Source organism: Streptomyces sp. NPDC001617, assembly GCF_053596855.1.
Genome location: NZ_JBSFHA010000127.1, coordinates 1 through 24,751 on the forward strand (window position 1 = coordinate 1; position 24,751 = coordinate 24,751).

At 70.5% G+C, this 24,751-nt stretch carries 25 protein-coding genes; 12 read left to right on the top strand and 13 right to left on the bottom strand.

What is annotated here, in order from left to right:
• Positions 1-112 precede the first annotated feature (112 nt).
• The 5 genes from ACWC09_RS48845 to ACWC09_RS48865 form a co-directional block, all read right to left on the bottom strand.
• The gene (locus tag ACWC09_RS48845) at positions 113-724 is read right to left on the bottom strand and encodes a DedA family protein (RefSeq protein ID WP_450858331.1); all 612 of its coding nucleotides are present in this window, start codon (positions 722-724) and stop codon (positions 113-115) included.
• Positions 725-978: 254 nt separating this feature from the next.
• Positions 979-1,431 (bottom strand): DoxX family protein, encoded by a 453-nt coding sequence (locus ACWC09_RS48850; RefSeq protein ID WP_450858333.1) that lies wholly within the window; start codon positions 1,429-1,431, stop codon positions 979-981.
• 94 nt (positions 1,432-1,525) lie between these two features.
• Positions 1,526-3,418 (bottom strand): FAD/NAD(P)-binding protein, encoded by a 1,893-nt coding sequence (locus ACWC09_RS48855; protein ID WP_450858335.1) that lies wholly within the window; start codon positions 3,416-3,418, stop codon positions 1,526-1,528.
• 155 nt (positions 3,419-3,573) lie between these two features.
• On the bottom strand, positions 3,574-5,202 hold the full coding sequence (locus ACWC09_RS48860) for an alkaline phosphatase D family protein (protein ID WP_450858337.1): 1,629 nt from the start codon (positions 5,200-5,202) through the stop codon (positions 3,574-3,576).
• A gap of 84 nt (positions 5,203-5,286) precedes the next feature.
• Positions 5,287-5,931, bottom strand: a complete 645-nt coding sequence (locus ACWC09_RS48865) for an HNH endonuclease family protein (RefSeq protein WP_450858339.1) — start codon at positions 5,929-5,931, stop codon at positions 5,287-5,289.
• A gap of 362 nt (positions 5,932-6,293) precedes the next feature.
• On the opposite strand from ACWC09_RS48865, the gene ACWC09_RS48870 reads away from it, so the two are divergent.
• Together ACWC09_RS48870 and ACWC09_RS48875 are read left to right on the top strand one after the other, a co-directional pair.
• Complete coding sequence (locus ACWC09_RS48870; protein ID WP_450858340.1) at positions 6,294-6,875, top strand: TMEM165/GDT1 family protein; 582 nt, start codon at positions 6,294-6,296, stop codon at positions 6,873-6,875.
• A gap of 163 nt (positions 6,876-7,038) precedes the next feature.
• On the top strand, positions 7,039-7,707 hold the full coding sequence (locus tag ACWC09_RS48875) for an HAD-IA family hydrolase (protein ID WP_450858342.1): 669 nt from the start codon (positions 7,039-7,041) through the stop codon (positions 7,705-7,707).
• 84 nt (positions 7,708-7,791) lie between these two features.
• Here the strand turns inward: ACWC09_RS48875 and ACWC09_RS48880 are convergent, their stop codons facing one another.
• The gene (locus ACWC09_RS48880; protein WP_450858344.1) at positions 7,792-8,778 is read right to left on the bottom strand and encodes a peptidoglycan-binding domain-containing protein; all 987 of its coding nucleotides are present in this window, start codon (positions 8,776-8,778) and stop codon (positions 7,792-7,794) included.
• A gap of 167 nt (positions 8,779-8,945) precedes the next feature.
• Here ACWC09_RS48880 and ACWC09_RS48885 point away from each other — a divergent pair, with 167 nt between their 5' ends.
• Positions 8,946-10,991, top strand: a complete 2,046-nt coding sequence (locus ACWC09_RS48885) for a DHA2 family efflux MFS transporter permease subunit (RefSeq protein WP_450858346.1) — start codon at positions 8,946-8,948, stop codon at positions 10,989-10,991.
• On the opposite strand, the gene ACWC09_RS48890 is transcribed toward ACWC09_RS48885, so the two are convergent.
• The gene (locus ACWC09_RS48890; RefSeq protein WP_450858348.1) at positions 10,984-11,484 is read right to left on the bottom strand and encodes a GNAT family N-acetyltransferase; all 501 of its coding nucleotides are present in this window, start codon (positions 11,482-11,484) and stop codon (positions 10,984-10,986) included. The two genes, ACWC09_RS48885 and ACWC09_RS48890, sit on opposite strands and share 8 nt — an antisense overlap.
• 82 nt (positions 11,485-11,566) lie before the next feature.
• Complete coding sequence (locus tag ACWC09_RS48895; protein ID WP_450858349.1) at positions 11,567-12,247, bottom strand: hypothetical protein; 681 nt, start codon at positions 12,245-12,247, stop codon at positions 11,567-11,569.
• A gap of 64 nt (positions 12,248-12,311) precedes the next feature.
• Here ACWC09_RS48895 and ACWC09_RS48900 point away from each other — a divergent pair, with 64 nt between their 5' ends.
• The 3 genes from ACWC09_RS48900 to ACWC09_RS48910 all read left to right on the top strand — a co-directional run bounded on the left by ACWC09_RS48900 (position 12,312) and on the right by ACWC09_RS48910 (position 14,796).
• A complete protein-coding gene (locus ACWC09_RS48900; RefSeq protein WP_450858351.1) occupies positions 12,312-12,803 on the top strand; it encodes a CGNR zinc finger domain-containing protein in 492 nt (163 codons plus the stop codon).
• 158 nt (positions 12,804-12,961) lie between these two features.
• Complete coding sequence (locus ACWC09_RS48905; protein ID WP_450858352.1) at positions 12,962-13,627, top strand: hypothetical protein; 666 nt, start codon at positions 12,962-12,964, stop codon at positions 13,625-13,627.
• Positions 13,628-13,632: 5 nt separating this feature from the next.
• Entirely contained in the window at positions 13,633-14,796 is a 1,164-nt protein-coding gene (locus ACWC09_RS48910) for a hypothetical protein (protein ID WP_450858353.1), read from the top strand.
• Here the strand turns inward: ACWC09_RS48910 and ACWC09_RS48915 are convergent.
• A complete protein-coding gene (locus ACWC09_RS48915; protein ID WP_450858354.1) occupies positions 14,785-15,219 on the bottom strand; it encodes a DnaJ family domain-containing protein in 435 nt (144 codons plus the stop codon). The genes ACWC09_RS48910 and ACWC09_RS48915 overlap by 12 nt on opposite strands.
• Positions 15,220-15,299: 80 nt before the next feature.
• Between ACWC09_RS48915 and ACWC09_RS48920 the strand changes: the two genes are divergently transcribed.
• Positions 15,300-15,689 (top strand): hypothetical protein, encoded by a 390-nt coding sequence (locus ACWC09_RS48920; RefSeq protein WP_450858355.1) that lies wholly within the window; start codon positions 15,300-15,302, stop codon positions 15,687-15,689.
• 71 nt (positions 15,690-15,760) lie between these two features.
• Entirely contained in the window at positions 15,761-16,585 is an 825-nt protein-coding gene (locus ACWC09_RS48925; RefSeq protein WP_450858357.1) for a hypothetical protein, read from the top strand.
• A 21-nt stretch (positions 16,586-16,606) separates the two neighbouring features.
• Here ACWC09_RS48925 and ACWC09_RS48930 read toward each other — a convergent pair whose 3' ends face one another.
• Positions 16,607-17,278: an O-methyltransferase gene (locus ACWC09_RS48930; protein WP_450858358.1), complete on the bottom strand. Its 672-nt coding sequence runs from the start codon at positions 17,276-17,278 to the stop codon at positions 16,607-16,609.
• Between the two features lie 446 nt (positions 17,279-17,724).
• Between ACWC09_RS48930 and ACWC09_RS48935 the strand changes: the two genes are divergently transcribed.
• On the top strand, positions 17,725-19,788 hold the full coding sequence (locus ACWC09_RS48935) for a bifunctional glycosyltransferase 87/phosphatase PAP2 family protein (protein ID WP_450858360.1): 2,064 nt from the start codon (positions 17,725-17,727) through the stop codon (positions 19,786-19,788).
• Between the two features lie 73 nt (positions 19,789-19,861).
• Here the strand turns inward: ACWC09_RS48935 and ACWC09_RS48940 are convergent, their stop codons facing one another.
• Positions 19,862-21,097, bottom strand: coding sequence for a cytochrome P450 (locus tag ACWC09_RS48940; protein ID WP_450858361.1), 1,236 nt, complete (start codon positions 21,095-21,097; stop codon positions 19,862-19,864).
• A gap of 257 nt (positions 21,098-21,354) precedes the next feature.
• On the opposite strand from ACWC09_RS48940, the gene ACWC09_RS48945 reads away from it, so the two are divergent.
• Together ACWC09_RS48945 and ACWC09_RS48950 are read left to right on the top strand one after the other, a co-directional pair.
• Positions 21,355-22,524 carry a steroid 3-ketoacyl-CoA thiolase gene (locus tag ACWC09_RS48945; RefSeq protein WP_450858362.1) on the top strand — a complete coding sequence of 390 codons (1,170 nt, stop codon included), beginning with the start codon at positions 21,355-21,357 and terminating at the stop codon, positions 22,522-22,524.
• A gap of 48 nt (positions 22,525-22,572) precedes the next feature.
• A complete protein-coding gene (locus ACWC09_RS48950; protein ID WP_450858363.1) occupies positions 22,573-22,812 on the top strand; it encodes a hypothetical protein in 240 nt (79 codons plus the stop codon).
• Here ACWC09_RS48950 and ACWC09_RS48955 read toward each other — a convergent pair.
• Both ACWC09_RS48955 and ACWC09_RS48960 read right to left on the bottom strand, forming a co-directional pair.
• Positions 22,796-22,993: a DUF397 domain-containing protein gene (locus ACWC09_RS48955; RefSeq protein ID WP_450858364.1), complete on the bottom strand. Its 198-nt coding sequence runs from the start codon at positions 22,991-22,993 to the stop codon at positions 22,796-22,798. The two genes, ACWC09_RS48950 and ACWC09_RS48955, sit on opposite strands and share 17 nt — an antisense overlap.
• Positions 22,965-23,801, bottom strand: coding sequence for a helix-turn-helix domain-containing protein (locus tag ACWC09_RS48960; protein WP_450858365.1), 837 nt, complete (start codon positions 23,799-23,801; stop codon positions 22,965-22,967). Before ACWC09_RS48960 ends, ACWC09_RS48955 begins: the two co-directional genes overlap by 29 nt.
• A gap of 97 nt (positions 23,802-23,898) precedes the next feature.
• Here ACWC09_RS48960 and ACWC09_RS48965 point away from each other — a divergent pair, with 97 nt between their 5' ends.
• Positions 23,899-24,294 carry an ATP-binding protein gene (locus tag ACWC09_RS48965; RefSeq protein ID WP_450858367.1) on the top strand — a complete coding sequence of 132 codons (396 nt, stop codon included), beginning with the start codon at positions 23,899-23,901 and terminating at the stop codon, positions 24,292-24,294.
• Positions 24,295-24,751 lie beyond the last annotated feature (457 nt).

Consider the following 24,751-nt stretch of genomic DNA (forward strand, 5'->3'; position numbering starts at 1 on the left):
AACGCAGCCCGTAATCGGTTCACTTCATGCGTGTCCACACTTTCAAGATGCTCTTGATCAGCACAAACGCCTACACCTAACGAAGCACTACTAGGCCACAACGGACAAGCGTCTACGACGCCTTCACCGGCCGTCGCATCACATACGCGGCCCCCGCCCCCGCCCCGAACAGCGCCAGCACCGACACCCCGGTCGCCAGCCACGTCGTACCCAGCCACTGCCCGCCGTAGTAGCCGAGGGCCACGCTGTACGCCGCCCAGGCCAGCCCCGCCAGCGCCGACCAGGGCAGGAAGTCGCGGGCCCGGCGGTGGGCGGCGCCGGCGCCGAGGGAGACGACCGAGCGGCCGGCCGGGGCGAAGCGGGCGAGGATGACCAGGGCGCCGCCGCCACGGGCCAGGGCCTGGCCGAGACGTTCCTGCGCGGAGGTCAGCCGACGTGAGCGTGCGATGGCACGGTCCAGGCGTTCACCACCCCGCCAGGCGAGCCGGTACGCCACCAGGTCACCGAGGACCGAGGCCGCCGCCGCGCACAGGGTCAGCCCGATGATGTCGGGCACCTCGTGCGGCACCTGACCGGTCGCCGAGCCCGCGGCCGCCGCAGTGGCCGCCGTGATCACCAGCACCCCGCTCGGCAGGACCGGCAGGAACACGTCGAGCAGCACCGACAGTGCCACCATGGCGTAGATCCAAGGGGTCCCGGTCAGTGACCCCACACTCTCCAGCACCGCAGACTCCCCGTGAACTCCCCCGTGGACCACATCTGCCGCGACGTCGCAGGGGAGCGGCAGGGCGGCCATCAACAGCCATACAGCGTACGCCTGGGGTGTGACAGGAGATTCATGGGGGGCGCGTGTGATCGGCACAGGACGTTCACCCGCCTGCGTCTCCCGGGGCGCCGGACGGCGACACACGCGAGGTGCCCTCCCCCGCGCAGGCGGAGAAGGGCACCGAATCGTTCCTGCTCGGCAGCTGGGCTGAGTCAGGCAGTGACCGGAGTCTGCGCGGACGCCTGCTCCCTGGAGGCCGAGCGTCTGGCGAACAGTCGGTCCAGGCCGAAGGCGCCGGAGCCGGTGAACACCAGCAGCAGAAGGGTCCAGCAGAACATCGCCGCGGCCTCGCCGCCGTTCTCCATCGGCCACAGGGCGTGCGGCTGGTGCATCTTGAAGTACGCGTACGCCATCGAGCCCGAGGCGACGAAGGCGGCTACGCGCGTAGCGAGGCCGAGCAGCACGAGGATGCCGCCGACGAACTGGATGACGGCCGCGTACCAGAACGGCCAGGCACCGGTCTGTACGGTGCCCCCGTCCGTGCCGGCCGCGCCGCCGAGGACGCCGAAGAGCGAGGCTGCGCCGTGGCAGGCGAAGAGCAGGCCGACGACTATGCGGAACAGGCCGAGGGCGTAGGGCTGAGCGGTGTTGAGACGTGCGGACATGGCGGGGGGTGCTCCTTCGTTTCCGTCGGACCGGTCGGGGACTGACCGGCAGTGGGGGCGGCGGTACCGAATGAGCAATCCACGTTAGGTGGACCTAATCGATGCTTGCGAGTTCAACATTTGGCCACCGGTTCGGTTCCGCTTCTGGTTCCGTTTCCCGGATCGCCGCACGTAGCAGAGCTCTCGCCACCGCATCCGCATCCGAAAGTGTGACCGAATCCACGCCTGGCCGGGCTCCCGCCGCCGTCACCCAGTGCACGCCCTCCGTCGGCACCCCGAACGCGAACCGCCTTGAATGCACGTTTCCTTGACGGTCCATCAGGCGGTACGGCCGCTCCGTCACGTCCAGTCCGCCGGTCTCGTATCCATCCACGACATGCGGCCGGCACTGTCCCGTCCGCAGCAGCCCGGCGAGCAGCGCGTCGGCGGTGCGTCGCAGATCCGGTTCCGGTAGGCGGGCCTCCACGAGGGTGGTCACACGGACCTCGGAGCCGGGTATCTCGGGCGAGCGCGCCACCCACACCCCGCCGTCCTCCCGCACCTCCAGTCGCGGCCCGAGTATCTCCACCACTCCCGCTTCCACCAGCGCGGCCAGTTCCTCGATACGGCGCCGGGGCGGGCCGATGGAGAGGAAGGCGTTGAGCGGGGTGTACCAGCGGTCCAGGTGCTCGCGGCGGGAGACGCCCGTCAGACCGCCGTGGTCGACGATCAGCCGGAGTTCGTTCCGCAGATCCCGCAGCACGTCCAGGGCCGCCTTCAGCGGACCGTCCACATTGCCGAGCGCGGCCTGCGCGGCGTCCTCGCGCAGATACGCCAGCAGCCACGCCCGCCACTGGCCCGGATGTGTGAACTCCCGTTCCGTGTAAGGCCGGGAGACCCGCTCCCAGCTCCACCGCTCGTCCTGAGGCACCCCGAACTCGCCGAGTATCCGCGCCTCTTGGGGATCGCGGTGCGGTACGGCGAGGAAGCGGTCCACGAACTCGGGGTGTCGTACCAGTCCCGCGTAGTAGACCGTCTCCACCTCCTTCGCCACCAACGGCCATATCTCGCCCAGGAAATCGGGCGCCTCGCCGGAGTCCGCACGCTTGCGGAAGCCGGAGATCGCCTCCGGGGTGAGCACCAGCGGGGTGTGCCGCCCGTACGGCCCCTTCGCGTTGTCGCCGCGCGCCTGGTACGGGACACCACGCCGGGACCCCGCGTACAGACGGGGTTCGCGGCCGGAGGGGACGTACCGCAGGCCGCCGTGTGGATCGTGAACGAAACGGCCGCCGCGGCCGGTCGTCAACAGGGCTGTGTGGTCGAAGAAGTTGAGGCCGAGCCCGCGCAACAGGACGGGTTCGCCCGGGCGGATGGGGGAGAGGTCGACGTCGGCCGGGTTGGCGGGCGGGACATGGCGGAGTCCGTGACGGTCGGCGTAAGCCGTGGTCCGGTGCTCGGCCCCGTCCGCGGTGGTCGGCAGGTGTCCCTGGGCGAGGACGACCGCGGCGAGGCTGGTCAGGGCGCGCCCGTCGTCGAGGAGCAGGGTCTGACGCCCGCCCGGCCCGTCGTCGAGCCGTACGGCACGCGCGCGATGGACCTCGACGCGTACGCCGGGCGGGGCCTCGCGCACCACCTCCCCGAACACCCACTCCAGATAACGGCCGTAGTGCGCCCGGGTCGGGTACTCGTCGGCGCCCAGCTCGCCGCCCGCCCACTCGTACAGACTCGGCCCCGGCCGCACCGGCCCCGAGCAGTCCACGCTGTCGTCGGTGAACAGGGTCACCTGGCAGGCCACGGTGTTCATCAGCAGTTCGGGCGACTGGGCGGTCCGCCACACGGCCCCGGCCCCCGCCGGCGAGGGGTCGACCACATGCACCGTCAACCGCGCCCCGGGCGGCAGCAGCTCCGGCACGGAGGCGCACAGGCGCTCCAGAACGCTGGTGCCGCGCGGTCCGGCGCCGACCACGGCGAGGGAGACGGGGGGCTGCGCTGCGGGTGGTGCAGACAAGAGGGTGACTCCCGGGCGTGGGGGGGGCGCTTGGCGGCACACCGCCCGGCGGAAGCGGACGGTCCGCCTCATCATGCCTCCCTCGACCTCTTCGAGCCCGGGGGACCCCCGGAGTCACGGAAGTCAACGCGGGTCTCAGACACCCCGTTTGTCACCTACGGGTGGGTGAGGACGGACTCCTTCACGGTCTCCAGCACACCCTTCTCCCGCGCCTGCTCCAGCCGCAGCCGCGCCGAACGCCCCTTCAGCGTCAGGGTCATGAGCTGGTTGCCGAACCAAGGCCCGCCCGTCTTGCGCCACTTGACCGGCGTCGGCGCACACCCGCCGTGCCGCGCGAACCGCCGCCCCAGCACGCGCGCCGCCGCACTCCACCCGAACCGGAAGCCGACGCGTATCGCACGCGGCACGGCGTTGTGCACGGGCGAGCAAGTCAGCTGCAGCACACGGGAGTTCGGGCCACCGGATGGCCACGAGGCCTCGGCCACGTACGCGTGGTGCACGTCCCCCGACAGCACGAGCACCGTCGCCGGTGCCCCCGCCCCCGAACCGACCTCGGCGATCAGCTCGGCCAGCGCGGCGAAGGAGGCCGGAAACGCCGCCCAGTGCTCCAGATCCGCCCGCCGCCGCAGATCCTCCCCGAACCGCGCCCAGCGCGCCCCACGATCCCCCCGGCACAGAGCCGCGCTCCATGCCTCGGCGTCATGCACCAGATGCGGCAGCAGCCAGGGCAGGGAGGTGCCGACGAGGAGATGGTCGTAGGAACCGAGCCCGTCCAGCGCCTGCTCGCGCAACCACTGGGCTTCGCCCGGGTCGAGCATCGCCCGTGTCTCCTCGTCGAGCACACGGGCCGCCCTGGAGTCCACCATCAGCAGCCGTACGCGCCCGAAGTCGCGCCGGTAGCTCCAGCGCACCGACGCCATGTCGGCGTCGGCCTTGCAGGCGAAGGCGCGCAACTCGTCGGTGCCGTCGGGGAGTTCGCGCACGGCGGCGTAGAGCGGGTCGGCGGCCAGCTCGGCCGGGGACAGATTGCCCAGATGCTGATGCACCCAGTAGGACATCAGCCCGCTCAGCAGCCTCTCGCGCCACCACGGGGTGGCCCGCATGTCCTCCAGCCAGGCGGCGGAGGTGTTCCAGTCGTCGATGACGTCGTGGTCGTCGAAGATCATGCAACTCGGCACGGTGGACAGCAGCCAGCGGATCTCGGGATCGAGCCAGGACTCGTAGTAGAGCCGGGTGTACTCCTCGTAGTCCGCGACCTCCGTGCCCGGGGGATCACTCAGATCGCGCCGCGCGGCCAGCCACCGCCGGGTCGCCTCGGAGATCTCGTCGGCGTACACCTGGTCGCCCAACAGGAGCAGGACGTCGGGGCGTTCGGAGTCCGGGTCGGCCGCGATGCGGGCGGCGAGGGTGTCGAGGGCGTCGGGGCCGACGGGGTCGGGCTCGTCGCCGGGCGGGGCGGCCCAGCGGCAGGAGCCGAAGGAGACACGGACGCCGTCGTCCTCCGGTGGGGTGCGGATGACGGAGGGCGGGAACGGCGAGTCCGGCACCGGCCACACGCGCGTGCCGTCGAGAAGGACGTCGTACGACGTCGTCGTGCCCGGGGTGAGTCCGGTGACCGGCACAAGGGCGTAGTGATGGCCGGCGATCTGAAAGGTCCGGGCCTCGCCGCGCGCCCCGTCGGCGCAGTGCACCTCGGCCGCACACGGCCGACTGGCCTCGACCCACACGGTCGCGGACGAACCGTCGGCATACCTCAGCAGTGGACCCAGGCGCAGTTCGGCCACGCGGCACCCTCCTCCGTCGCCCCGTACGGTACGGAACGACGGAGGTGGGCGGGGAGGTTCCTTGCGTAACGATCAGCGCAACGATCAGCAGTCGGCGAGGTAGCTGGTGAGCGCCGACTTCTCGGCGGAGTCGACCTTGAGGTTGTAGTAGTACTTCACCTGGACCCAGGCGCGGACGTAGGTGCAGACGTACGCGGAGCGGGACGGCACCCAGGTCGACGGGTCCTGGTCGCCCTTGGACTGGTTGACGTTGTCCGTGACGGCGAGCAGCTGCGGGCGGGTGACGTCGTTGGCGAAGGCCTGGCGCTGGGCGGTGGTCCAGGCGCCGGCGCCGGAGTCCCAGGCCTCGGCCAGCGGGACGAGGTGATCGATGTCCAGGTCCGAGGCGGCGGTCCAGGTGGCGCCGTCGTACGGGGAGTACCAGGAGCCGCTGGTGGCGGTGCAGGCGGAGTTGGTCACGACGTTCGTACCGTCCCGCTTGAGGATGTACTCCCGGGTGTTGCAGGTGCCCTCGATCGTGATCCAGGTCGGGAACAGGTCGCGGTCATAGCCGGTGCGGCTCTCCGTCGCCACGGTGAGCGAGGCGAGGTAGGTGCGGGCGGTGGCGGCGCTGACCGGGGTGGGGAGGGCGGCGGAGGCGGTCGGACCGTTGAAGAGTCCGACGGAGGCTATGAGTCCGGTAAGAGCCGCGAGTATGCTGAGCCGTCGACGCGCGTAGAACTTCGGCATGCGAACTCCCTTGGGGCGTGGGGGCGTTGGGGTGCGAGCAGGGGAAATGCTCGCGGCGCCGTGTTGCGGGAAGGTGAGTGTTGGGTAAGAAGTTAATGACGTGTTCATGACATGACAAGACGCACGGTCGAACTTTCTCTCTCCCGTGCGTCGCGTACGATGGACCGTGCAGAAGGGGAGTAGCTCTTCGCCGGACCGTCGACATACTGCTCAGCTCGTCTGAGCCGGCGCCCGGAGGCTGATCTTTCACGGTCGGTCGGCGAGACCTTCGGCAAGCAGTGCACCACCCGTGTGCTGCCATGCCGAGGTGTCCGCGCAGCAGCAACACTCTCGGTGGGGCAGCCCCGACCGATTGAGGAACCTTGATCAGCATCACCGTCACGGCGCTCGTCTTCGGCGTCGTCTTCCTCGCCGAGCTGCCGGACAAGACCGCGCTGGCGGGGCTTGTGCTGGGCACGCGCTACCGGGCGTCGTACGTCTTCGCCGGCGTCGCGACGGCCTTCCTGCTGCACGTCGTGCTCGCCGTCGCGGCCGGCAGCGTCCTGACCCTGCTGCCCCAGCGCATCGTGCACGTGCTGACGGGTGTGCTGTTCCTGGGCGGCGCCGCCGTGCTGCTCCTGAAGAAGGACGACGGCGACGAGGAGATCCGCAATCCGGAGGACCAGTCCTTCTGGAAGGTCGCCGGCGCCGGATTCATGCTCATTCTCGTCGCCGAGTTCGGTGACCTGACCCAGATCATGACGGCGAACCTCGCGGCCCGTTACGGCGACCCGCTGTCCGTCGGTCTCGGTGCGGTGCTGGCGCTGTGGGCGGTGGCCGGGCTGGGCATCGTCGGCGGAAAGGCGCTGATGAAGCGGGTGCCGCTGGCGCTGATCACGAAGGTCGCGGCGCTGCTGATGCTGGCGCTCGGCGCGTGGAGCCTCTGGGAGGCCGTGGCCGGGTGAGCCGGGCACCGGGCGAGCTGAACAGCGGGTGAACTGTTTCCGGAAGGCCTGGCGAATGTCGGTCCGGTTTTGTACCGTAGAGAAACAAAGTGGCTCCCGCCCGTTTTCCCTGACCGGCGGGCGGGGCCGCCTTGTTCCTCCGCCCCGCGTTCTGGAGCTGCCGATGACGGTCACCACCGTGCCCACCGTCCTGACCGCCCACGCCCTCCTGCTGGACATGGACGGCACCCTCGTGAACTCCGACGCCGTCGTCGAGCGCATCTGGCGACGCTGGGCCGAAGAGCACGGGCTGGACCCGGACGAGGTGATGAAGGTGGTGCACGGACGCCAGGGGTACGCCTCCATGGCCGTACTGCTGCCCGACCGCCCCATGGAGCAGAACCACGCGGACAACGCCCTCATGCTTGCCGAGGAGACCGCCGACATGGACGGCGTCGTGGCGATCCCCGGGGCGGGGGAGTTCCTGGCGTCCCTGAAGGGGCTGCCGCACGCGCTGGTGACGTCGGCGGACGTCGCGCTGTCCACGGCACGGATGGCGGCGGCGGGGCTGGCGCTGCCGGAGGTGCGGGTGACGGCGGAGTGCGTGGGGGCGAGCAAGCCGGACCCGGAAGGGTTTCTGAAGGGCGCCGCCGAGCTGGGCATCGATCCGGCCGACTGCATCGTCTTCGAGGACTCGGCGGCGGGGATCGCCGCCGGGCGCGCCGCGGGGATGCGGGTGGTGGGCGTGGGCGCCCGGGCGGACTTCCACGAGCCGGACGTGGTGGTGCGGGACCTCACACAGGTGCGGGTCGAGGGTGCGGCCGACGGGACGATTCGGCTGTACGTACAGTGACGGTGTTCCGGGGGCTTCGCCCCCAGGCCCCCGTTCGGCCCTGAAGGGGCCTCGTCCTCACACGCCGGACGGGCTGACAAACGCTCAGGGCTCCGTCGTCTCCGATTCCAGGTGGGACCGCGTCGTGAGGTCGTACACCCCGAACTCCGGCACCTCGAGCCCCCGCGCCTGCTGATACCGCGTCACGGCGTCCTCGACGCCCTCGTTGTAGTGGCCGCTCGCCTTCCGTGTGTACAGGCCGAGTTGGGTCAGCCGCAGCTCCAGCTCCGTCACCTCGGGCCCGCTGTCCCCGCGGCGCAGGACCGGCGGCTGGCTCTGCTGGTCGCTGGAGGTGACCGTGCCGGTGGCGGTGGCCGTCGGTGGGGTCGTCGTCGGGGTCGTCGAGCGGGACGGGGTCGGTGAGGGGCTGGACGCCGACGGGGACGGCGAGGAGGACGGGCTGCTGCTCACCTGCGCGGCAGGGGGCGCGGGCCGCAGCGACGTGGCCGCACCCGACGGAGACCGGGACGCCGAGCTCGTCGACGCGTCCGGCACGCTCGCCCGTACGTCGTCCGGCAGGGCCGTGTCCCGCGACGGCGTCTGGTAGGAGAACACCCCGCTGGCCAGCCCGGCCGCGGCCACGACGGCCACCAGAGCCCCGCCGACACCGAGCAGGACGGTACGGCGCCGATGACGCGACGGACGCGCATCACCGGTCTCCTCGTCCGCGTCGGGTGCCTCGAACAGCCGTAGATCCTGCGTACGGGGGTCATCGGTGGAGGGCGCGAGCGGGGTCGGCAACACGGACGGGGCGCCCACATCACCCGGCACGGCCCGCAACCGCATGGTCGCGTCGGCCTCGCCCTCCGGCGCCTCTTCTGCCGAGCCTTCCAGCGCCCCTCCTGTCGAGCCTTCCAGCTCGACGTACGGCCGTATGCGCAGTGGGTCGAAGTCCTCCGCGGCCGCCGCCTCCGCCGTACGGGTGTCGCGCAGGGCGTCGGCGGCCCGCTGTGTGCAGCCGCAGGACGGGGTGTTGTCGGTGCCTCTCGGCGCACCGCACTCCGGGCACAGGTGACCTTTCGGGTCTGTCACGTGTTCATCCCTCCCTCCACGCTCTCCTCGCGAACCCCAGACATTATTCAGATCTCCTCCACCTCGTCTTCCACAAGCCCCCGGAATACCGCCCTCCGCAGGACTCGACAGGCCATATCCGGTCACTCCGACCACGATGGAAGGGCACCAATTCCTTGGGAGGTCTGATGGCAGGGGATGCGCCCGCGGTGACCGGGCATCGGCAGGAGGCACGGGATCCGCATGTGCCCGGGAACGTCCTCGTCTCGATCGGCGCGCTGCTCCTCGGGATGCTGCTCGCCGCGCTCGACCAGACCATCGTGTCGACCGCGCTGCCGACGATCGTCAGTGACCTCGGCGGTCTGGAACACCTGTCGTGGGTGGTCACCGCGTACCTGCTGGCCTCGACGGCCGCGACCCCGCTGTGGGGCAAACTCGGCGACCAGTACGGCCGGAAGCGGCTCTTCCAGACCGCCATCGTCATCTTCCTCATCGGCTCCGCGCTCTGCGGAATGGCCCAGAACATGCCGGAGTTGATCGGGTTCCGGGCGGTTCAGGGGCTCGGCGGCGGCGGTTTGATGGTGCTGTCGATGGCGATCGTCGGGGACGTGGTCCCGCCCCGCGAACGCGGCCGCTACCAGGGCCTGTTCGGGGCGGTGTTCGGAGCGACGAGCGTGCTCGGCCCGCTGCTGGGCGGTCTGTTCACCGAGCATCTGAGCTGGCGTTGGGTGTTCTACGTCAACCTCCCGGTGGGCGTCGTCGCGCTCGCCGTGATCGCGGGCGTGCTGCGCATCCCGCGCAAGGCCACCCGCCATGTCATCGACTACCTCGGCACCTTCCTGATCGCGTCCGTCGCCACCTGCCTGGTGCTGGTGGCCTCCCTCGGCGGCACGACATGGAGCTGGGGCTCGGCGCAGATCGTCGGACTGGCCGTGGCGGGAGCGGTGCTCGCCGTCGCCTTCGTGCTCGTGGAACGGCGGGCGTCCGAACCCGTCCTCCCGCTCAAGCTGTTCCGCATCCGCACCTTCACCCTCGCCGCGGTCATCAGCTTCATCGTCGGCTTCGCGATGTTCGGCGCGATGACCTATCTGCCGACCTTTCTGCAGGTCGTGCAGGGCGTCTCGCCCACCATGTCCGGTGTGCACATGCTGCCGATGGTGTTCGGGATGCTGCTGTCGTCCACGGCCTCCGGACAGATCGTCAGCAGGACGGGGCGGTGGAAGGTGTTCCCGGTCACAGGGACAGCGGTCACCACCTTGGGGCTGCTCTTCCTCCACCAGCTCGACGAGGGCAGCTCCACGGCTGAGATGAGTGTCTATTTCTTCGTCTTCGGCCTCGGACTCGGCCTGGTCATGCAGGTGTTGGTGCTGATCGTGCAGAACGCGGTCTCGTACGAGGATCTCGGCGTCGCCACATCCGGGGCCACCTTCTTCCGCTCCATCGGAGCCTCCTTCGGCGTGGCCATCTTCGGCACGATCTTCGCGAGCCGCCTCGGCGACAAGCTGACGGACGCGTTCCGGGGCGTACGGCTGCCCGGCGGTGTCTCGCCGGACGCCCTCAAGTCCGACCCCCGGGGCATCGGTTCACTCCCCCCGACCCTGCGCGGACCCGCCCTGCACGCCTACGCCTCGTCCATCACCGATGTGTTCCTGTACGCCGCCCCCGTCGCCGCCTTCGGCTTCGTACTCGCCTGGTTCCTGAAGGAGGACCCGCTGCGCGGGTCCGTCACCGCGCCCGACGTCACGGAGACGCTGGCCAGCAACCCGGTCGAGCGGTCGTCGTACGACGAGGTGTGCCGTGCGCTCTCCGTGCTGGGCACACGGGAGGGCCGACGGGAGATCTACCGGGAGATCACCGAACGCGCGGGCTACGACCTTCTCCCGGCGGCGAGTTGGCTGTTGCTGCGGATCAAGCGGTACGGCTGGACGGAGCCGGCGGTGCTGGCGGACCGCAGCGCCGTGCCGCTGAACGTGATCCTCGACGCGGCCCGCCAGGTCGAGGAACGGCGCCTGGCGACCCGGGAGGGCCTCGACCTCGTCCTCACCGACACCGGCCGTGAGGTCGCGGAGCGGCTGTCGCGGGCCCGCGAGGAGTCCCTCGCCGCGTTGCTGGGCGACTGGTGGGGACCCGACCGGCCGACCGATCTGGCACGGCTGGTCAAGGAACTGAACGACGAGCTGTGCGGTTCGGAACGGGAGCAGCCGCACAACGGCTCCGCGGGGAAGGTCAGTTGAGCAGGTCCTTGCGGAACCAGTGGTCGGCGTACGTGTCGTCGTTGTGCGGCGCGGTCTCCGCGTAGCCCAGGCGGGCATACAGGGCGCGGGCCTCGGTGAGGTCGGCTCGGGTGTCGAGGATCAGGTGGGCGGCGCCCAGGTCCCGGGCGGCCTCCTCGGCGGCCCGCACCAGCAGCGCGGCTCCGCCCCTGCCGCGCAGCTCCCTGAGCACGAACACCCGGGTCAGCTCGGCGGTCGTCGCGTCGAGCAGCCGTACCCCCGCCGAACCCGCCGGCTCGCCCCCGTACCGTCCGACGAGCAACTGCCCTGCGGGCGGGGCGAGTTCGGCGCCGGTGCGGGCGGCGACCTCCCGCTCCAGCTCGTCCGGATCGGTCCTGCGCCCCTCGTGCAGGAGGTAGTAGCGGTCGCTGACCTCCGTGTAGTACGCCCGCCAGAGGGCCGTCGCGACGGGGGAGTCGAAGGGCTCGGGGGCGATGGTCCAGCTCGTCGTCATCCGGCCATTCTGCGGAAGCGGCGTGTCGCCCACGCAAGCGAATATGCCGTGACCGCCGGGGAGCCCACGGGTGCTCGGCGGATCAGCCCCCGGACAGGAGCCAGCCGATGCGCAGTTCTTCCGCACCCGGGCGGAAGGTCCGTATGAGCTCGGCGCGCTCGGGGTCGTTCTCGGGGAGGTTGTCGGCGAGGAGGGCCTGCGCGGCGATCGTCTGGGGCCGGGCGCCGAGCGCGGCGCGCAGGTGGAGCGAGCGGCGCAGCATCGCCATCCGCTCGGCGGGCTCCTTGTGCGGTGCGAGGTGCCGGATGATGTAGGACTCGAAGTAGCCGTCGCCGGTCTTCGTCGCGATCGCGAGCGCTGTCTCGTAGCGCGGGAGGGCGCCGGCCGGGTCCTCGTCGATGTTGTCCAGCAGGACGGCCCAGTGGTACTCGGCCCAGGCGCGCTGCTTCTCGTCGCCGCTCTCGGCCGCCGCGCGGTAGCCGGCCTCGGCCACGGCGCGGTCGTCGGCGCGGGCGTCGCGCCGGAACAGCAGGCGGCTGTAGGCCAGTCGGGCCGTGAGCAGGTGCGCGGTCGGCGATACGGGATCGAGCGCCGCGACCGCCTTCTCGGCCTCCTCATGACCCTCGATCCGGAAGAACCAGCGGTCGACGGCGATCTCCGCGCGCAGCTCCGGATCGGCGTCCGGGCCCAGGACGGCGAGCGCGCTGTCCCACTCCCCGAGCAGCATCAGACGGCGGGCTATGTAGGTGTCATCAGATAACATGACGCCTACATTAAGAAGCGGCGATGTAGGTGGTCAAGTGCAATACGGTGACTACATTGGGAACGTGACGCGGCTGGCCGTCGAGCTGGCCAACACCGGGACCCTCGACCGGCACGGCGAACTGGTCGCCGCGTTCTTCGCGGAACACGAGGTCACTCCGCCGCCGGACGGCGACTACGGCGAGCTGCCGGACCTCGTGCGCACGGCCCTGGCGCAGTCGGTCGACGGCACCGCCCCTGACGCCGTGCACCGCCTGCTGCGCGACTACCCGCCGGAAATGCACCTGTCCGACCATGACGGCCTCGGCGGCTGGCACATCCACTTCAGCCGCAACGGCACCCCGGCGAGGCGCTGGGTCGGCCAGCTGATCGCCGCCAAGCTCGCCCTGGTCGTGGCCGGGGATCCGGCGGTGACGCTGGGGCGGTGCGCCGCGGCCGGGTGCGGAAACTACTTCGTGGACCAGTCACGGAACCGCACGCGCCGGTTCTGCTCCAACGCGTGCGCGAGCCGGACGACGGTCGCGGCTCATCGGGCCCGGGCGGCGAAGAACTCCTAGCGGAGGGCGCATCGCGACGGTGTGGTCGGTGACCGGCCTGCGCCGCTTCGCGCCCTGAGCGCTTCCCGAGTGACCCCTGCCCGTGCCGTTTGGGCGGTGCCTTCCGGGTGACCCGGTGGGGGAACCGGCCCGTTGGGCCGACACATCGGAAGGCACCCATGTCCACAGGCATGATCATCGCTCTGATCGTGATCGTGGCGGCCGTGGTCGTTGTAGCGGCCGCCCTGACTCTGCGTGCCAAGGGCCCCCGTGGCGGCCGGGACCTGAAGCAGCGCTTCGGGCCCGAGTACGCCCGCACGCTGGCCCGGCACGACGGGGACTCCAAGGCCGCCGAACGTGAGCTCACCGAGCGCGTGGAGCGGCACGGTTCGCTGCGCGAGGAGCCGCTGGAGGCGGGCCTGCGCGAGCAGTACGCGGCCCGCTGGACGGCCGCGCAGGAGCGGTTCGTCGACGCGCCCCAGGACGCGGTCGCCGAGGCGGACCGGCTGCTGGCGGAAGTGGCCGCCGCGCGGGGCTTCCCGGACGGCCGCGAGTACGAGGAGCAGCTCGCCGCGCTCTCCGTGCACCACGCCGACCACGTGCACGGCTACCGGCACGTCCATCGGGTCGCCCGCGTGGGTGCGGGCGGGCAGGACGGAGACCGGGCCGACACGGAGGAGATGCGGGAGGCCATGGTCGAGGCCCGCGCACTCTTCGACGACCTGATGACGACGGACCGCCGCGACGAGAAGACCCTGGCGCCCGCCGCCCACGCGGACGGCCACGACGAGGGTCGCGGCCACGTGCCGTGGGCCTTCACCCGAAGGCACGCGAAGGGGAGCTGACCGACATGACGGACGCGACGACGGGCCCTGGCACGAACCGCGGGCGCACACCGGGGGACGACGACACACAGCGGCGAACAGTGGCACCGACACCGCCCGAGGGCGAGGCACCGGACGAGGGCGGCGGCCGCACCGGGCGCGGGTACGCGCGGGGGGCGGGTGAGACCGCGGACGGTGAGGGCGTGCTGGGTGCCGGTGGGGCGGAGGGGCGGACGGTGACGCCCACGCCTCGCGAGGGTGAGACGTCGGGCGAGGGTGGTGGCCGCACGGGGCGCGGGTACGCGCGGGTGGCGGGTGAGACCGCGGGCCGTGAGGGCGTGCCGGGTGCCGGTAGGGCGGAGGGGCGGACGGTGACGCCCACGCCTCCCGAGGGTGAGACGTCGGGCGAGGGTGGTGGCCGCACCGGGCGCGGGTACGCGCGGGTGGCGGGTGAGACCGCCGATCGCACCGAAGGGGGGACGGTCGCGCCGACCCCGTCCGGGGCGAGTGACCGTGGGTCTCGGGAAACGGGCGCGAGCGCCGGGCGCGGCCGAGAGACCGCGCCCGGTGACGGCGACCGGGCGGAGGGCCGGATCGTGACGCCGACCCCGTCCGAGGCCACCGACCCCAAGGCGCGCGTCCCCGACCGCGATGCCGCTGCGGACTCCGCGGCCGCCGCCCGTCAGACGGCCCCCGGGGCCATGACGACGACCGACGCAGACCGTGCCGGCGGGCAGGCCGGCCACGACACGACGGCATCGGGCGACCGAGATCAACGGCGCGGTGGCGACACCACGGCGATCGGCGTATCGGGTCCGGCGGGCGCCGCCGCTCGCACCGCCACCACCCCCGGCCCCACAAGCACCCCCCGTCGCACCGACACCACCTCCGGAGCCGAAGGCCCCCGCCTCTTCCCCCACGACGAGTCCGACAAGCTCCAGCTCCGGCTGCGCCACGCCGTGTCCGGGTTCGTCGACGGGCCCCGGGACGCGGTCGCCGAGGCCGATCAGGTGGTCGAGGAGATCGCCGGGCGGTTCGTCGAGGCCGTGACGCGGCGTCGGCGGACGCTGCGGATGTCCTGGCAGGAAGGTGACGCGAAGGGGACCAAGGACTCGCACCCCGACACCGAGCAGCTCCGCCTCGCCCTGCGTGACTACCGCGACCTGGCCGAACGCCTGCTACACGGCTGAGCCTTCTTCAGCCCCACCCGCCGCCGTCCGGCGCTCCCGCCACTCCCGTACGACCTCCTCGACGTCGTACGGCTTCATCCCCAGCGGGGGCCCGGGCGGCGGCTTGTACATCATGTCGCGGATCTTGACGTTGACGTCCGTGATCAGTTTGCGCGCGATGCGTTCGGAGGATGCCGCGTACGCCGCCGCGAGCGTGTCCTCGGCCTCCTTGCGCAGGGCCAGCGTCGGCGGCAGGACCGACAGCCCCTCGCGGGCCATCTTCTGCTTGATCCACCACAGTTCGTCGTACGTCGTGTCGCTGCCGGCCGGCAACGGCTTGCCCGCGCCCGCGAGTTGAGCGAACTCTCCGCGTCGTTCCGCGGCACGGATCTGCTGGTCCACCCAGGACTCGAACGGGACACCCGGTGGCTTTCGCTCGGTCATGAGTCCATTGTGCCGGACGCGGTATGCCCAGGCGATTTATCATGCGGCCGCTGCGTAAGGACACTTCAAGAGGAGTGCACGTGCTCGAACTGACCATGGCCACCGTCTCCGGGGAAGAGGGGGCCACGGCCGGCATGCAGATGGCCGACGCGCCGAGTGAGCCCGGTGCCGTGCTGCGAGTGGGCCGGGACCGGGCGGTGTGCCGTCTGGTGACGCCCGACGACTGGCTGTTCGTCTCGCGGGTCCACCTGGAATTCCTGTGCGGGCCCGAGGGGACCTGGCAGGTGACCTGGCTGCAGGGTTCACAGCCCGATCCCTCGTCGGAGGTGCGGCTGGTGGTGGGGGAGTACGCCCAGCCCCTCGCCTACGGCGGCACCGTGACCCTGCCCCGGGGAGGCAACGGCGAGATCGTCGTCCGCGACCGCACCGCCCCGCGCAGCGTCAACGTCGGCTTTTATCACGAGTTCTGAGGTCTGAGAGCGGACGTTCTGGGCAACTTCCCCCAGGAGCATGGTGATCGACCGAAAGGACGGGGGACGGAATGGCCGCGTCACACAGACGGATCAGACGCATACGGCTCGCAGTGGTGCTCGTCGCGGCGGCGGTCCCGTTGGCCGCCGCCTGCTCGGGCGGTGGCGACGACGACGCCGCACCCGACACGTCCACGTCCACGACCGCGACCGCCACCGCATCGAGCCCCTCGGCCACGGCCTCGCCCCCCGCGGCCAAACCGTCGTACGCGTACGCCACGAACGCCGCCGGCTGTCACCCCAGCGCGAAGTGGAGCACGAAGCAGGCGGCGGACTGGGTCCACTTCGGGCAGATCGGCCAGCCCTCCGCGGACGCGGGGGTGGTCACCTTCGGCAAGTCCACGCCCGGCCTCGAAGGGCCGATCTGCGACCGGGTCACCGTCCAGGTCCAGTACTGGCGGATCAACTACCGGCCGGCCGACGCCTCCTCGGCCGCCGACCCGCTCGGCTCCGAGGTGAACTACAGCTTCGCCATCAAGTCCCTGAAGCGCACTGAACTGCACATCGACGGCCGCACCGCCCACACCGTGCACCCGCCGAAGGGCTTCGCGACCCTCCGCCCCTGTGACGGCTTCCTGGAGGCGATCTACGTCGGCGGACCGCTCAAGTCCCGCGAGCTGCCGACGCAGATCAGCACGGGCAACTCCCTCCTCGGCGACACCGTCACCTTCCCCACCGAGCGGGTGACCGACTACCACGTGTACGCGCCGACCTCACCGGGCCTGTGCGACGCGAACGGCAGGCCCACGGCCTCCGCCGCACCGTCGTCGCCCGACCAGTTCGGTATCCCCACGCCGACGTACCCCGCGTTCAGTCTCGAACCGAAGACCGACTGAGCCGGGGGAGGGCCCGACGGACTACGCCAGCACCCGCGCCAGCGCGAACCCGTCGTACCCCTTGCTGCCCACCGTCTGGATCGCCGTGCCCGTCAGCCTCGGGTGGCTGCCGATCAGTTCGAGCGCGGTGCGGGTGCCGACCACGTCCGGCGAGGTGCTGTCCGGGTCGGCGACCCGGCCCTGCCGTACGACGTTGTCGAGGACGATCAGGCTGCCCGCGCGGGTCAGCCGGAGCGCCCACTCCACGTAGTGCGGGTTGTTGGCCTTGTCGGCGTCGATGAAGACGAGGTCGAAGGGGGCCGGGTTCTCGTCGGCGAGCTTGGGCAGCGACTCCAGGGCGGGGCCGACGCGGACCTCGGCCACGCGGTCCAGGCCCGCCCGCGCGAGGTTGCGGGTGGCGACCTCGGCGTGCCGGGCGCTGTACTCCAGGGAGATCAGCCGGCCGTCGGCGGGCAGGGCGCGGGCCAGCCAGATGGCGCTGTAGCCGCCGAGGGTGCCGATCTCCAGGACGGTGCGGGCGCCCTGGATCTCGGCGAGGAGCTGCAGGAGCTTGCCCTGGGGTGCGCTGACCGCGATGTGCGGGAGGCCGGCCGCCTCGCTGTCGCGCACGGCCGCTTCCAGGGCTTCGTCGTTCGGGGAGAGGTGGGCGGTGAAGTAGTCGTCCACGTCGTCCCAGACCTGCGACTCGCTCATGCACCTGTGCCTTTCATCGACTGAATCGGGTGAATCGGGTGACTCGGTTGACTCGACTGAATCGACGCCTTCACAGCCCTGATGGGCGCGACCGGCAACATGATGATGCCCGCTTACTCCATGATGGCCGCGGCCGTGATCGGCGGTGTCGCGGTGTGGTTCCTTTGGCCGAGTCGGCGACGACCGGCGGGGTCGTGACAGAGGCCGACGGGGCCCGGCGCGCGTCGTTGCGCCATACACGTAAACGGGGTGTGCGGGGACTCGAATGCCCGCTCCCGGGCAGAACCCGCCCAGTTGTGATCCATATCGCGTCCCGCGCGAGCAACCCCACCCCCGGCGGACTATCGTCATCCAGACAAAAGGAGGAGGGACGTCAGGTGAAGCCGGGGTAGCCTGCGTCTCTCTCAGGGGGCGCACGGAGCAACGGGGCGGGAGGCCGACGAGGCGTGGCGAACGTGGAGCACAGCGGGCGACCGGCGGGAGCCTACGGGGCGACGGCTGTCGGCGGGGTGAGGGGTCGTCTGCGCGCGGCCCGCCTGGGCCTGTGGCTGGTCGCGGCGGTCCTCGCCGTACGGCAGGTGGCCGTCGTCCTCAGTACGCCGAGGGGCGAGCGGCTGACGGACCTCGAGACCTGGGTCGGTCCGAACGGCGTCCTGCATGTGAAGGGGTCGTTGTACGACTCGACGCAGTTCACCGGTACCCCCTTCGGGGGCCTGGTCCTCAAGCCGCTCACCCGGGCGGCCGAGCAGGCGCTCGGCTGGGGCTGGACCTTCGGCACGCTGCTGCTGGTCGTGGCGCTCGGTCTGGTGGTCGCCCGCGCCCTGCCGCAGCCGGTCAGCCGGCGCACCGCGCTGCTGGCCGCGCCGGTCGCGATCAGCCTGCTCATGCTGTCGCTGCCGGTGCGCAACGCGCTGTGGCTCGGCCAGACCAGCATCATCCCGGTCCTGCTCGTCCTGGTCGGCTGCTTCGTCGTGCGCGGCGAGCGCACCGGCGGCCTGCTGATCGGCCTCGCCGCCGCCCTCCAGCCGACGGTGCTGCTCTTCGCGCCGCTGCTGTGGTTCACCGGCCGCAGGCGCGCGGCCCTTTCCACCGGGCTGACCTTCGCCGCCTCCACGGCGCTCGCCTGGGCGGCGATGCCGCACGACTCGTACACCTACTGGGTCCACCACATGGCGGGCACCGGCCTGGGCGGCAAGGCCGACGATCTCGCCAACCAGTCCCTGCACGGCGCGCTGCTCCGACTGGGCCTCACCGGCCCGCTGGAGATCGCCCTCTTCTTCACGCTGGGCACGGCCGTGGCCGTCCTCGGCGTCCGCCGGGCCGTCCACTACGCGCGCGACGGGCAGCTCCTCCTCGCCGTGGCCATCACCGGCTGCGCGGCGATCGCGGTCTCCCCGACCACCTGGCAGCACCAGCTGCTGTGGGTGCTGCTCGCGGTGGTGGGGCGGGTCGGCAAGCGGGCCTCGGACCGCTACGTCTGGCCGGTGGCCGTCATCCTGGTCATGACGCTGCCGGCGAAGATGATGCTGCCGAACATGGCGGCGATGGACCCCCTGCGTGACAACGTCGTCCTGCTCGCCGCACTGGCCGCCGCGACGGTGGTCCCGTTCCTCTCCCGTACGTCGTCGTACTACCAGGCACCGATCCCGACCGAGTACGCCGAACCGGTACCGGCGCGCTTCCGGCACGTCCCGCTGATCCCGTACCTGCGCCGGGTCCTCACCCGCCCGAACCTCCTCCTGGAACTGCTCCTGATCCGCGTCACGTACGCGGCGTACCAGAAGGTCAGACTCGCGGCGACGGGCGGCTCGAACGAGGAGGGGCGGGCGCGGGCCGAGCACCACGGCCACCAGATCCTCGACATCGAACGCTTCCTGCACATCGACATCGAGCACTGGGTCAACCACGCGGTGGTGAAGGTCGACCTGCTCCGCAACTTCTTCGACTTCTACTACGAGTCCTTCCACTTCGTGGTCCCGCTGACCGTCCTCGGCGTCCTCTACTGGCGCCGCCCGGTCGACTACCGCTGGGCCCGCGCCTCCCTCGGCTTCGCCACGCTCCTCGCCCTGGTCGGCTTCTGGCTCTACCCCCTCGCCCCGCCCCGCCTCCTCCCCGGCCTCGGGATCATCGACACGGTCCACGGCGTCCAGAACTTCTCCAAGCCCGACTACGGCACCCTGACGGCCCTGACCAACCAGTACGCGGCGATGCCATCACTGCACTTCGGCTGGTCGCTGTGGTGCGGAGTGGTGATCGCGATCATCGCGCCGAAGTGGTGGATGAAGGCCCTGGGCCTGCTGCATCCGTTCTTCACGGTGTCGGCGATCGTCGCCACCGGAAACCACTGGGTGCTGGACGCGGTGGGCGGCGCGGTGGTCGTGGGCGCGGGCTTCGGGCTGTCGTATCTGCTGCAGGGCCCGAGAGCGCGTACGGCGGTCGCCCCGGCCGCCGAGGAGAAGGGCGAACCGGTCGCTGCCGCCGGTCTCGGGGGAGGCAGGAACGGGGCGTAGGGGGGATGTTCCTGCCTCCCTCGAGATCCGCGGGACGGGCCGGCGGGTCCGGGAGACCGCCGGCCCGAGATCGTCAGTCCGCTTGTACCTGAAGGTGTTTGACGCCGTTGATCCAGGCGGAGCGCAGGCGGTTGGGGTCGCCCGCGAGGGTGAGGCCCGGGAGGGCGTCGGCGATCGCGTTGAAGATCAGGTCGATTTCCAGGACGGCCAGGGACTTGCCCAGGCAGTAGTGGGGGCCTCCGCCGCCGAAGCCCAGGTGGGGGTTGGGATCGCGGAGGATGTCGAAGGCGTCGGGGTCGGTGAAGACCTCGGGGTCGTGGTTGGCGGCGGCGTAGAAGATGCCGACGCGGTCGCCCTTCTTGATCTGCTTGCCGCCGAGTTCGAGGTCCTGGGTGGCGGTGCGCTGGAAGGCGTTGACCGGGGTCGCCCAGCGGACGATCTCCTCGGCCGCGGTGGCCGGGCGCTCGCGCTTGTAGAGGTCCCACTGGTCGGGGTGGGTCAGGAACGCGTGCATGCCGTGCGTGATGGCGTTACGGGTGGTCTCGTTGCCGGCGACGGCCAGCATGAGGACGAAGAAGCCGAACTCGTCGGAGTTGAGGTTGCCCTCGTCCTCGGCGGCCACGAGGGTCGTGACGATGTCCTTCGCCGGGCACTGCTTGCGATCGGCGGACATGTTCATCGCGTACGCGATCAGCTCGGTGGCCGACTCCGCGCCGACCTCCTCCGTGATGGCGTACTCGGGATCGTCGTACGAGATCATCTTGTTGGACCAGTCGAAGATCTTGGACCGGTCGTCCTGTGGGATGCCGATGAGCTCCGCGATGGCCTGGAGGGGCAGTTCGCAGGCGACCTCGGTGACGAAGTCGAAGGGGCCGGGGTGGGCGCGTGCGGCCGCCGCGATGCTGTGGGCCCGGTCGCGCAGGCGTTCCTCCAGCGCCCGGATGGCGCGCGGGGTGAAGATGCGCTGCACGATCTGGCGGACGCGCGTGTGCTCCGGCGGGTCCATGTTGAGCAGGATCAGGCGTTGTGCGTCGATCGCGTCGCGCTCGATGTGCTCGTTGAAGCGGATGATCGCCGTGTTGAGGTACGAGGAGAACAGCTCCGGGTGCGTGGAGACGTACTTGACGTCGGCGTGCCGGGTCACGGCCCAGTAGCCCTCGTCCTGGAAGCCGGCGATGTTGCCCGACTGGGGCACCCAGCGGACGGGTTCGGCCCGGCGCAGCTCGGCGAACTCCGGCAGGGGCACACGCGCTTGCAGCAGATCGGGGTCGGTGAAGTCGAACCCCTCGGGGAGAGCTGGACAGGACATGGGCTACTCCAGCTTGCGCGGCTCGGATTCTGACGTCGATTCTGACGGTCCATCAGAAATCAGGGTTGTCGTGAAGGTAGTAACGGGTTCTACAAGAGGCAAGAGGCATGGCGAACCCAATTGCGTGCACACCCCTTGCGGTTGTGGACAGGGATTCAGCAGACTGCACACAGAACTAGAACACGTACTAGTTCAGCGTGGCGGGGTCGGCCGGGACGCCCCCGCGCCGCGCGGGTACCCGAGGAGAGGACCTCCCCATGGCCGCGGAACCCGTGATCGTCGAAGCCGTACGCACCCCCATCGGCAGGCGCGGCGGAGCGCTCGCCAACCTGCATCCCGCCTACCTCCTGGGCGAGACCTACCGTGAACTCCTCGGCCGTACCGGCATCCCCGCCGACGCGGTCGAACAGATCGTCGGCGGCACGGTGACCCACGCCGGCGAACAGTCCATGAACCCCGCCCGCACAGCCTGGCTGACCATGGGGCTGCCGTACGAGACGGCGGCGACGACGGTCGACTGCCAGTGCGGCTCCTCGCAGCAGGCCTCGCACATGGTGGCCAACATGGTCGCGGCGGGGGTGATCGATATCGGTATCTCGTGCGGCGTCGAGGCGATGTCCCGTGTGCCGCTGGGGTCGGGGTCCAAGCACGGGCCCGGGAAGCCGTTCCCGGACGAGTGGAACGTGGACCTGCCCAACCAGTTCGAGGCGGCGGAGCGGATCGCCCGTCACCGGGGGCTGACGCGGGAGAACGTCGACTCGCTGGGGCTCATCTCGCAGGAGCGGGCCGCCGTGGCGTGGGCCGAGGAGCGGTTCAAGAAGGAGACGTTCGCGGTCCAGGTGCCGACGACGGAGGACGAGCAGCGTGCCGGGCAGGGCATGTGGCGGCTCGTCGACCGGGACGAGGGGCTGCGCGACACGTCCATGGAGGCGCTGGCCGGGCTGAAGCCGGTCATGCCGACGGCCATCCATACGGCGGGCAACTCGTCGCAGATCAGCGATGGCGCGTCGGCGATCATGTGGGCGTCCAAGCGGATGGCCCGGGCGCTGAAGCTGAGGCCTCGGGCGCGGATCGTGGCGCAGGCGCTCGTGGGCGCCGACCCGCACTTCCACCTCGACGGGCCGATCGACGCGACCCGGGCCGTGCTGGGCAAGGCGGGCATGTCCCTGAAGGACATCGACGTCGTCGAGATCAACGAGGCCTTCGCCTCAGTGGTGTTGAGCTGGGCGCAGGTCTTCGAGCAGGACCTGGAGAAGGTCAACGTGAACGGCGGTGCGATCGCACTCGGGCACCCCGTGGGGTCCACGGGGGCCCGGCTCATCACCACGGCACTTCATGAACTGGAGCGGACGGACAAGGAGTTCGCGCTCATCACCATGTGCGCGGGGGGTGGGCTGGCCACCGGGACGATCCTTCAGCGGCTGTAAGGGCTCTCATACATGGCGTAAATTGACGCGGTCTGGTCAACTTTCGCCATGCTGATCAGTCTGATCCTCCGCGTCCTGCCCTGGTACATACGCGAGCCGTTGGCCATCGCGATCGCCCTCTTCTTCACCGGCCTGGCCTTCTACTGGTTCGTCACGGCGGGAGGCTGGGCCAGGCTCGGCATCGGTCTGCTGTTCCTGGCCGTCGCGGCCCTGCGTGGCTTCATGCTCCGCAAGGAGTGGAGATCCTGGCGGGTGGCACGGGAAGGGGGTGTCAGATCCCAGGTGTAGTACCGCTCCAGGAAACGAAGCGACGGAACGCGTCGGGCCGGAGGGTGAGTACCGGCCCGGCGGGGGTTTTGGAGTCGCGGATGGCGATGGTGTCGGCGGGGAGTTCGGCGACCTCGATGCAGTTGCCGCCCTGGTCGCTGCTGTAACTGGACTTACGCCACTGGGTCGCTTGATTCTCCATAGCGTTCCTCCATTACGCGCCGGATCAGCTCCGCCGAGTCATTGAGGGACAGCGCGGCGGCTTGGAGATGATCGTAACGGAGCGAGCAGTCCTTGACGGTGTCCGGATTCGCGGTCGGGTGCGCGCTTCCGTATCCCTCGGTGTAGACGATGGACGGATCGCTCGCAAACCGGTAGAGGTCGAACGAGCCCGTCAGTCCCGCGTGGGCTCCGGCCGTGAACGGCAGGATCTGGATGTTGATCCGCGGGTCGTGCTGGAAGCCCAACAGATGGGCCAGTTGACCGCGCATGGTCTCCCGGTCGCCAACCTCCTGATACAGGGCTGCTTCGCTCAGGACGGCCCAGAAGACCGGCGGCTCCTCCTTCTCGAAGATGCTTTGCCGAGCCATTCGTACGGCGGTGCGGTCGTCGAGGTTGGTCCGGTCGAGTACGCCGAGCACGGCACGTGCGTACGCTGGGGTCTGCAGGAGACCGTGAATCATGTGAATCTCGAAGGAGCAGATCTCGGTCGCCCGCGCCTGAAGCTCGGCAACCTGCCTGAACCACGACGGTAGTTGGCTCCGCATCACCAGCTCGACGAGCCGGGACAGCGCCCCGCCCGTCCCCAGCGCCGCGTCCGCGCGTTCGCTGAAGTCCTGGGTCGGCAGTTTCCGCGCCGTCTCGATCTGGCCCACCATCGAGCCCGTGTAGTTGACGATGTCCCCAAGTTGACGCTGGGTCAGGCCTGCGGCCTCGCGGTACCGGCGCAACTCGTAGCCGTAGTAGTCGAGGGGTGAGGCGCCCGGGTCGAGAGTGTGGATGTGGGTCACGCACGGCCCCCTTGGGTGCGACGACTGCCTGCGGACTGCGGGACTGGTTGTATCCGCCTTGTAGCCCAGAGTAGTTGGGCCAGGTCACGCTCGTCCCATGAACCTGTACTTTCCCCCCACCTACCGCCTGAGCCTCACCGCGGGCGCCCACTCGGCCCGTCATATCCGCCGTATCGTCCGCTCGTTGCTGCAGGAATGGGGACTGCCGGAGCTGTCGGACGCCGTGGAGCTCGGTGTGACGGAGCTGGTCGCCAATGTCGTACGGCATGTTCCGGACCGGCGCTGTGTGCTGCTGGTGTTGCGGCAGACGGCGGGGGTACGCGTGGAGCTGACCGACGGGTGTGCTCAACAGCCGGTGCTGAAAGGCGAGTTGTGTACGGACTCCGAGAGCGGGCGCGGGCTGGTGCTGCTGGACGCGGTGGTCGACAAGTGGGGGGTGGCGAGGGCGTCCGGGGGAGGCAAGACGGTGTGGTTCGAGGCGACGAGGTACTGAGGCATGGACGAGATCCAGGTGCGGGAGCTGCTGCCCGAGGACGAGGAGGGCGTGGCCCGGCTGTTCGCGTCCTGCGAGGACTACTTCACCGCCGCGACCGGAGCCGCGGCGCGTCCTAGGCCTGGTCGATCTCGTGGACCGGTATCCGGATGTCGAGAGCTGTTCGGTGGGGCTGTTTCTGGTGGCGCCCGGGGCTCGGCGGGAGGGGGTCGGGGCGGAGGTCGCCGGTCGCCTGGACACGGCAGTTGGAGGAGACGGGACTGTGTACGGCGTGGCTGTGCCTCGCGAGACGCGATTGACGTACGTCTGTGGACCGGCCCCACCACGGCTGCTCCTCGATGCGGGGTCGACCAGTGGGGCGTCAGGGCTTGGGCGAGTTCCGGGGTCGGGCGGTTGGTCGGGCCGTGACCGGTTGGGGTGCATAGCAGAGCAGGCACGGGCTTCGTGATCATTGGGG

Bases quoted from the DNA above. Each gene is read 5' to 3' on its own strand.
- ACWC09_RS48850 (WP_450858333.1), bottom strand. From the start codon at position 1,431: ATGTCCGCACGTCTCAACACCGCTCAGCCCTACGCCCTCGGCCTGTTC.
- ACWC09_RS48865 (WP_450858339.1), bottom strand. From the start codon at position 5,931: ATGCCGAAGTTCTACGCGCGTCGACGGCTCAGCATACTCGCGGCTCTT.
- ACWC09_RS48875 (WP_450858342.1), top strand. From the start codon at position 7,039: ATGACGGTCACCACCGTGCCCACCGTCCTGACCGCCCACGCCCTCCTG.
- ACWC09_RS48885 (WP_450858346.1), top strand. From the start codon at position 8,946: ATGGCAGGGGATGCGCCCGCGGTGACCGGGCATCGGCAGGAGGCACGG.
- ACWC09_RS48890 (WP_450858348.1), bottom strand. From the start codon at position 11,484: ATGACGACGAGCTGGACCATCGCCCCCGAGCCCTTCGACTCCCCCGTC.
- ACWC09_RS48895 (WP_450858349.1), bottom strand. From the start codon at position 12,247: ATGTTATCTGATGACACCTACATAGCCCGCCGTCTGATGCTGCTCGGG.
- ACWC09_RS48905 (WP_450858352.1), top strand. From the start codon at position 12,962: ATGTCCACAGGCATGATCATCGCTCTGATCGTGATCGTGGCGGCCGTG.
- ACWC09_RS48910 (WP_450858353.1), top strand. From the start codon at position 13,633: ATGACGGACGCGACGACGGGCCCTGGCACGAACCGCGGGCGCACACCG.
- ACWC09_RS48915 (WP_450858354.1), bottom strand. From the start codon at position 15,219: ATGACCGAGCGAAAGCCACCGGGTGTCCCGTTCGAGTCCTGGGTGGAC.
- ACWC09_RS48925 (WP_450858357.1), top strand. From the start codon at position 15,761: ATGGCCGCGTCACACAGACGGATCAGACGCATACGGCTCGCAGTGGTG.
- ACWC09_RS48930 (WP_450858358.1), bottom strand. From the start codon at position 17,278: ATGAGCGAGTCGCAGGTCTGGGACGACGTGGACGACTACTTCACCGCC.
- ACWC09_RS48940 (WP_450858361.1), bottom strand. From the start codon at position 21,097: ATGTCCTGTCCAGCTCTCCCCGAGGGGTTCGACTTCACCGACCCCGAT.
- ACWC09_RS48945 (WP_450858362.1), top strand. From the start codon at position 21,355: ATGGCCGCGGAACCCGTGATCGTCGAAGCCGTACGCACCCCCATCGGC.
- ACWC09_RS48950 (WP_450858363.1), top strand. From the start codon at position 22,573: ATGCTGATCAGTCTGATCCTCCGCGTCCTGCCCTGGTACATACGCGAG.
- ACWC09_RS48955 (WP_450858364.1), bottom strand. From the start codon at position 22,993: ATGGAGAATCAAGCGACCCAGTGGCGTAAGTCCAGTTACAGCAGCGAC.
- ACWC09_RS48965 (WP_450858367.1), top strand. From the start codon at position 23,899: ATGAACCTGTACTTTCCCCCCACCTACCGCCTGAGCCTCACCGCGGGC.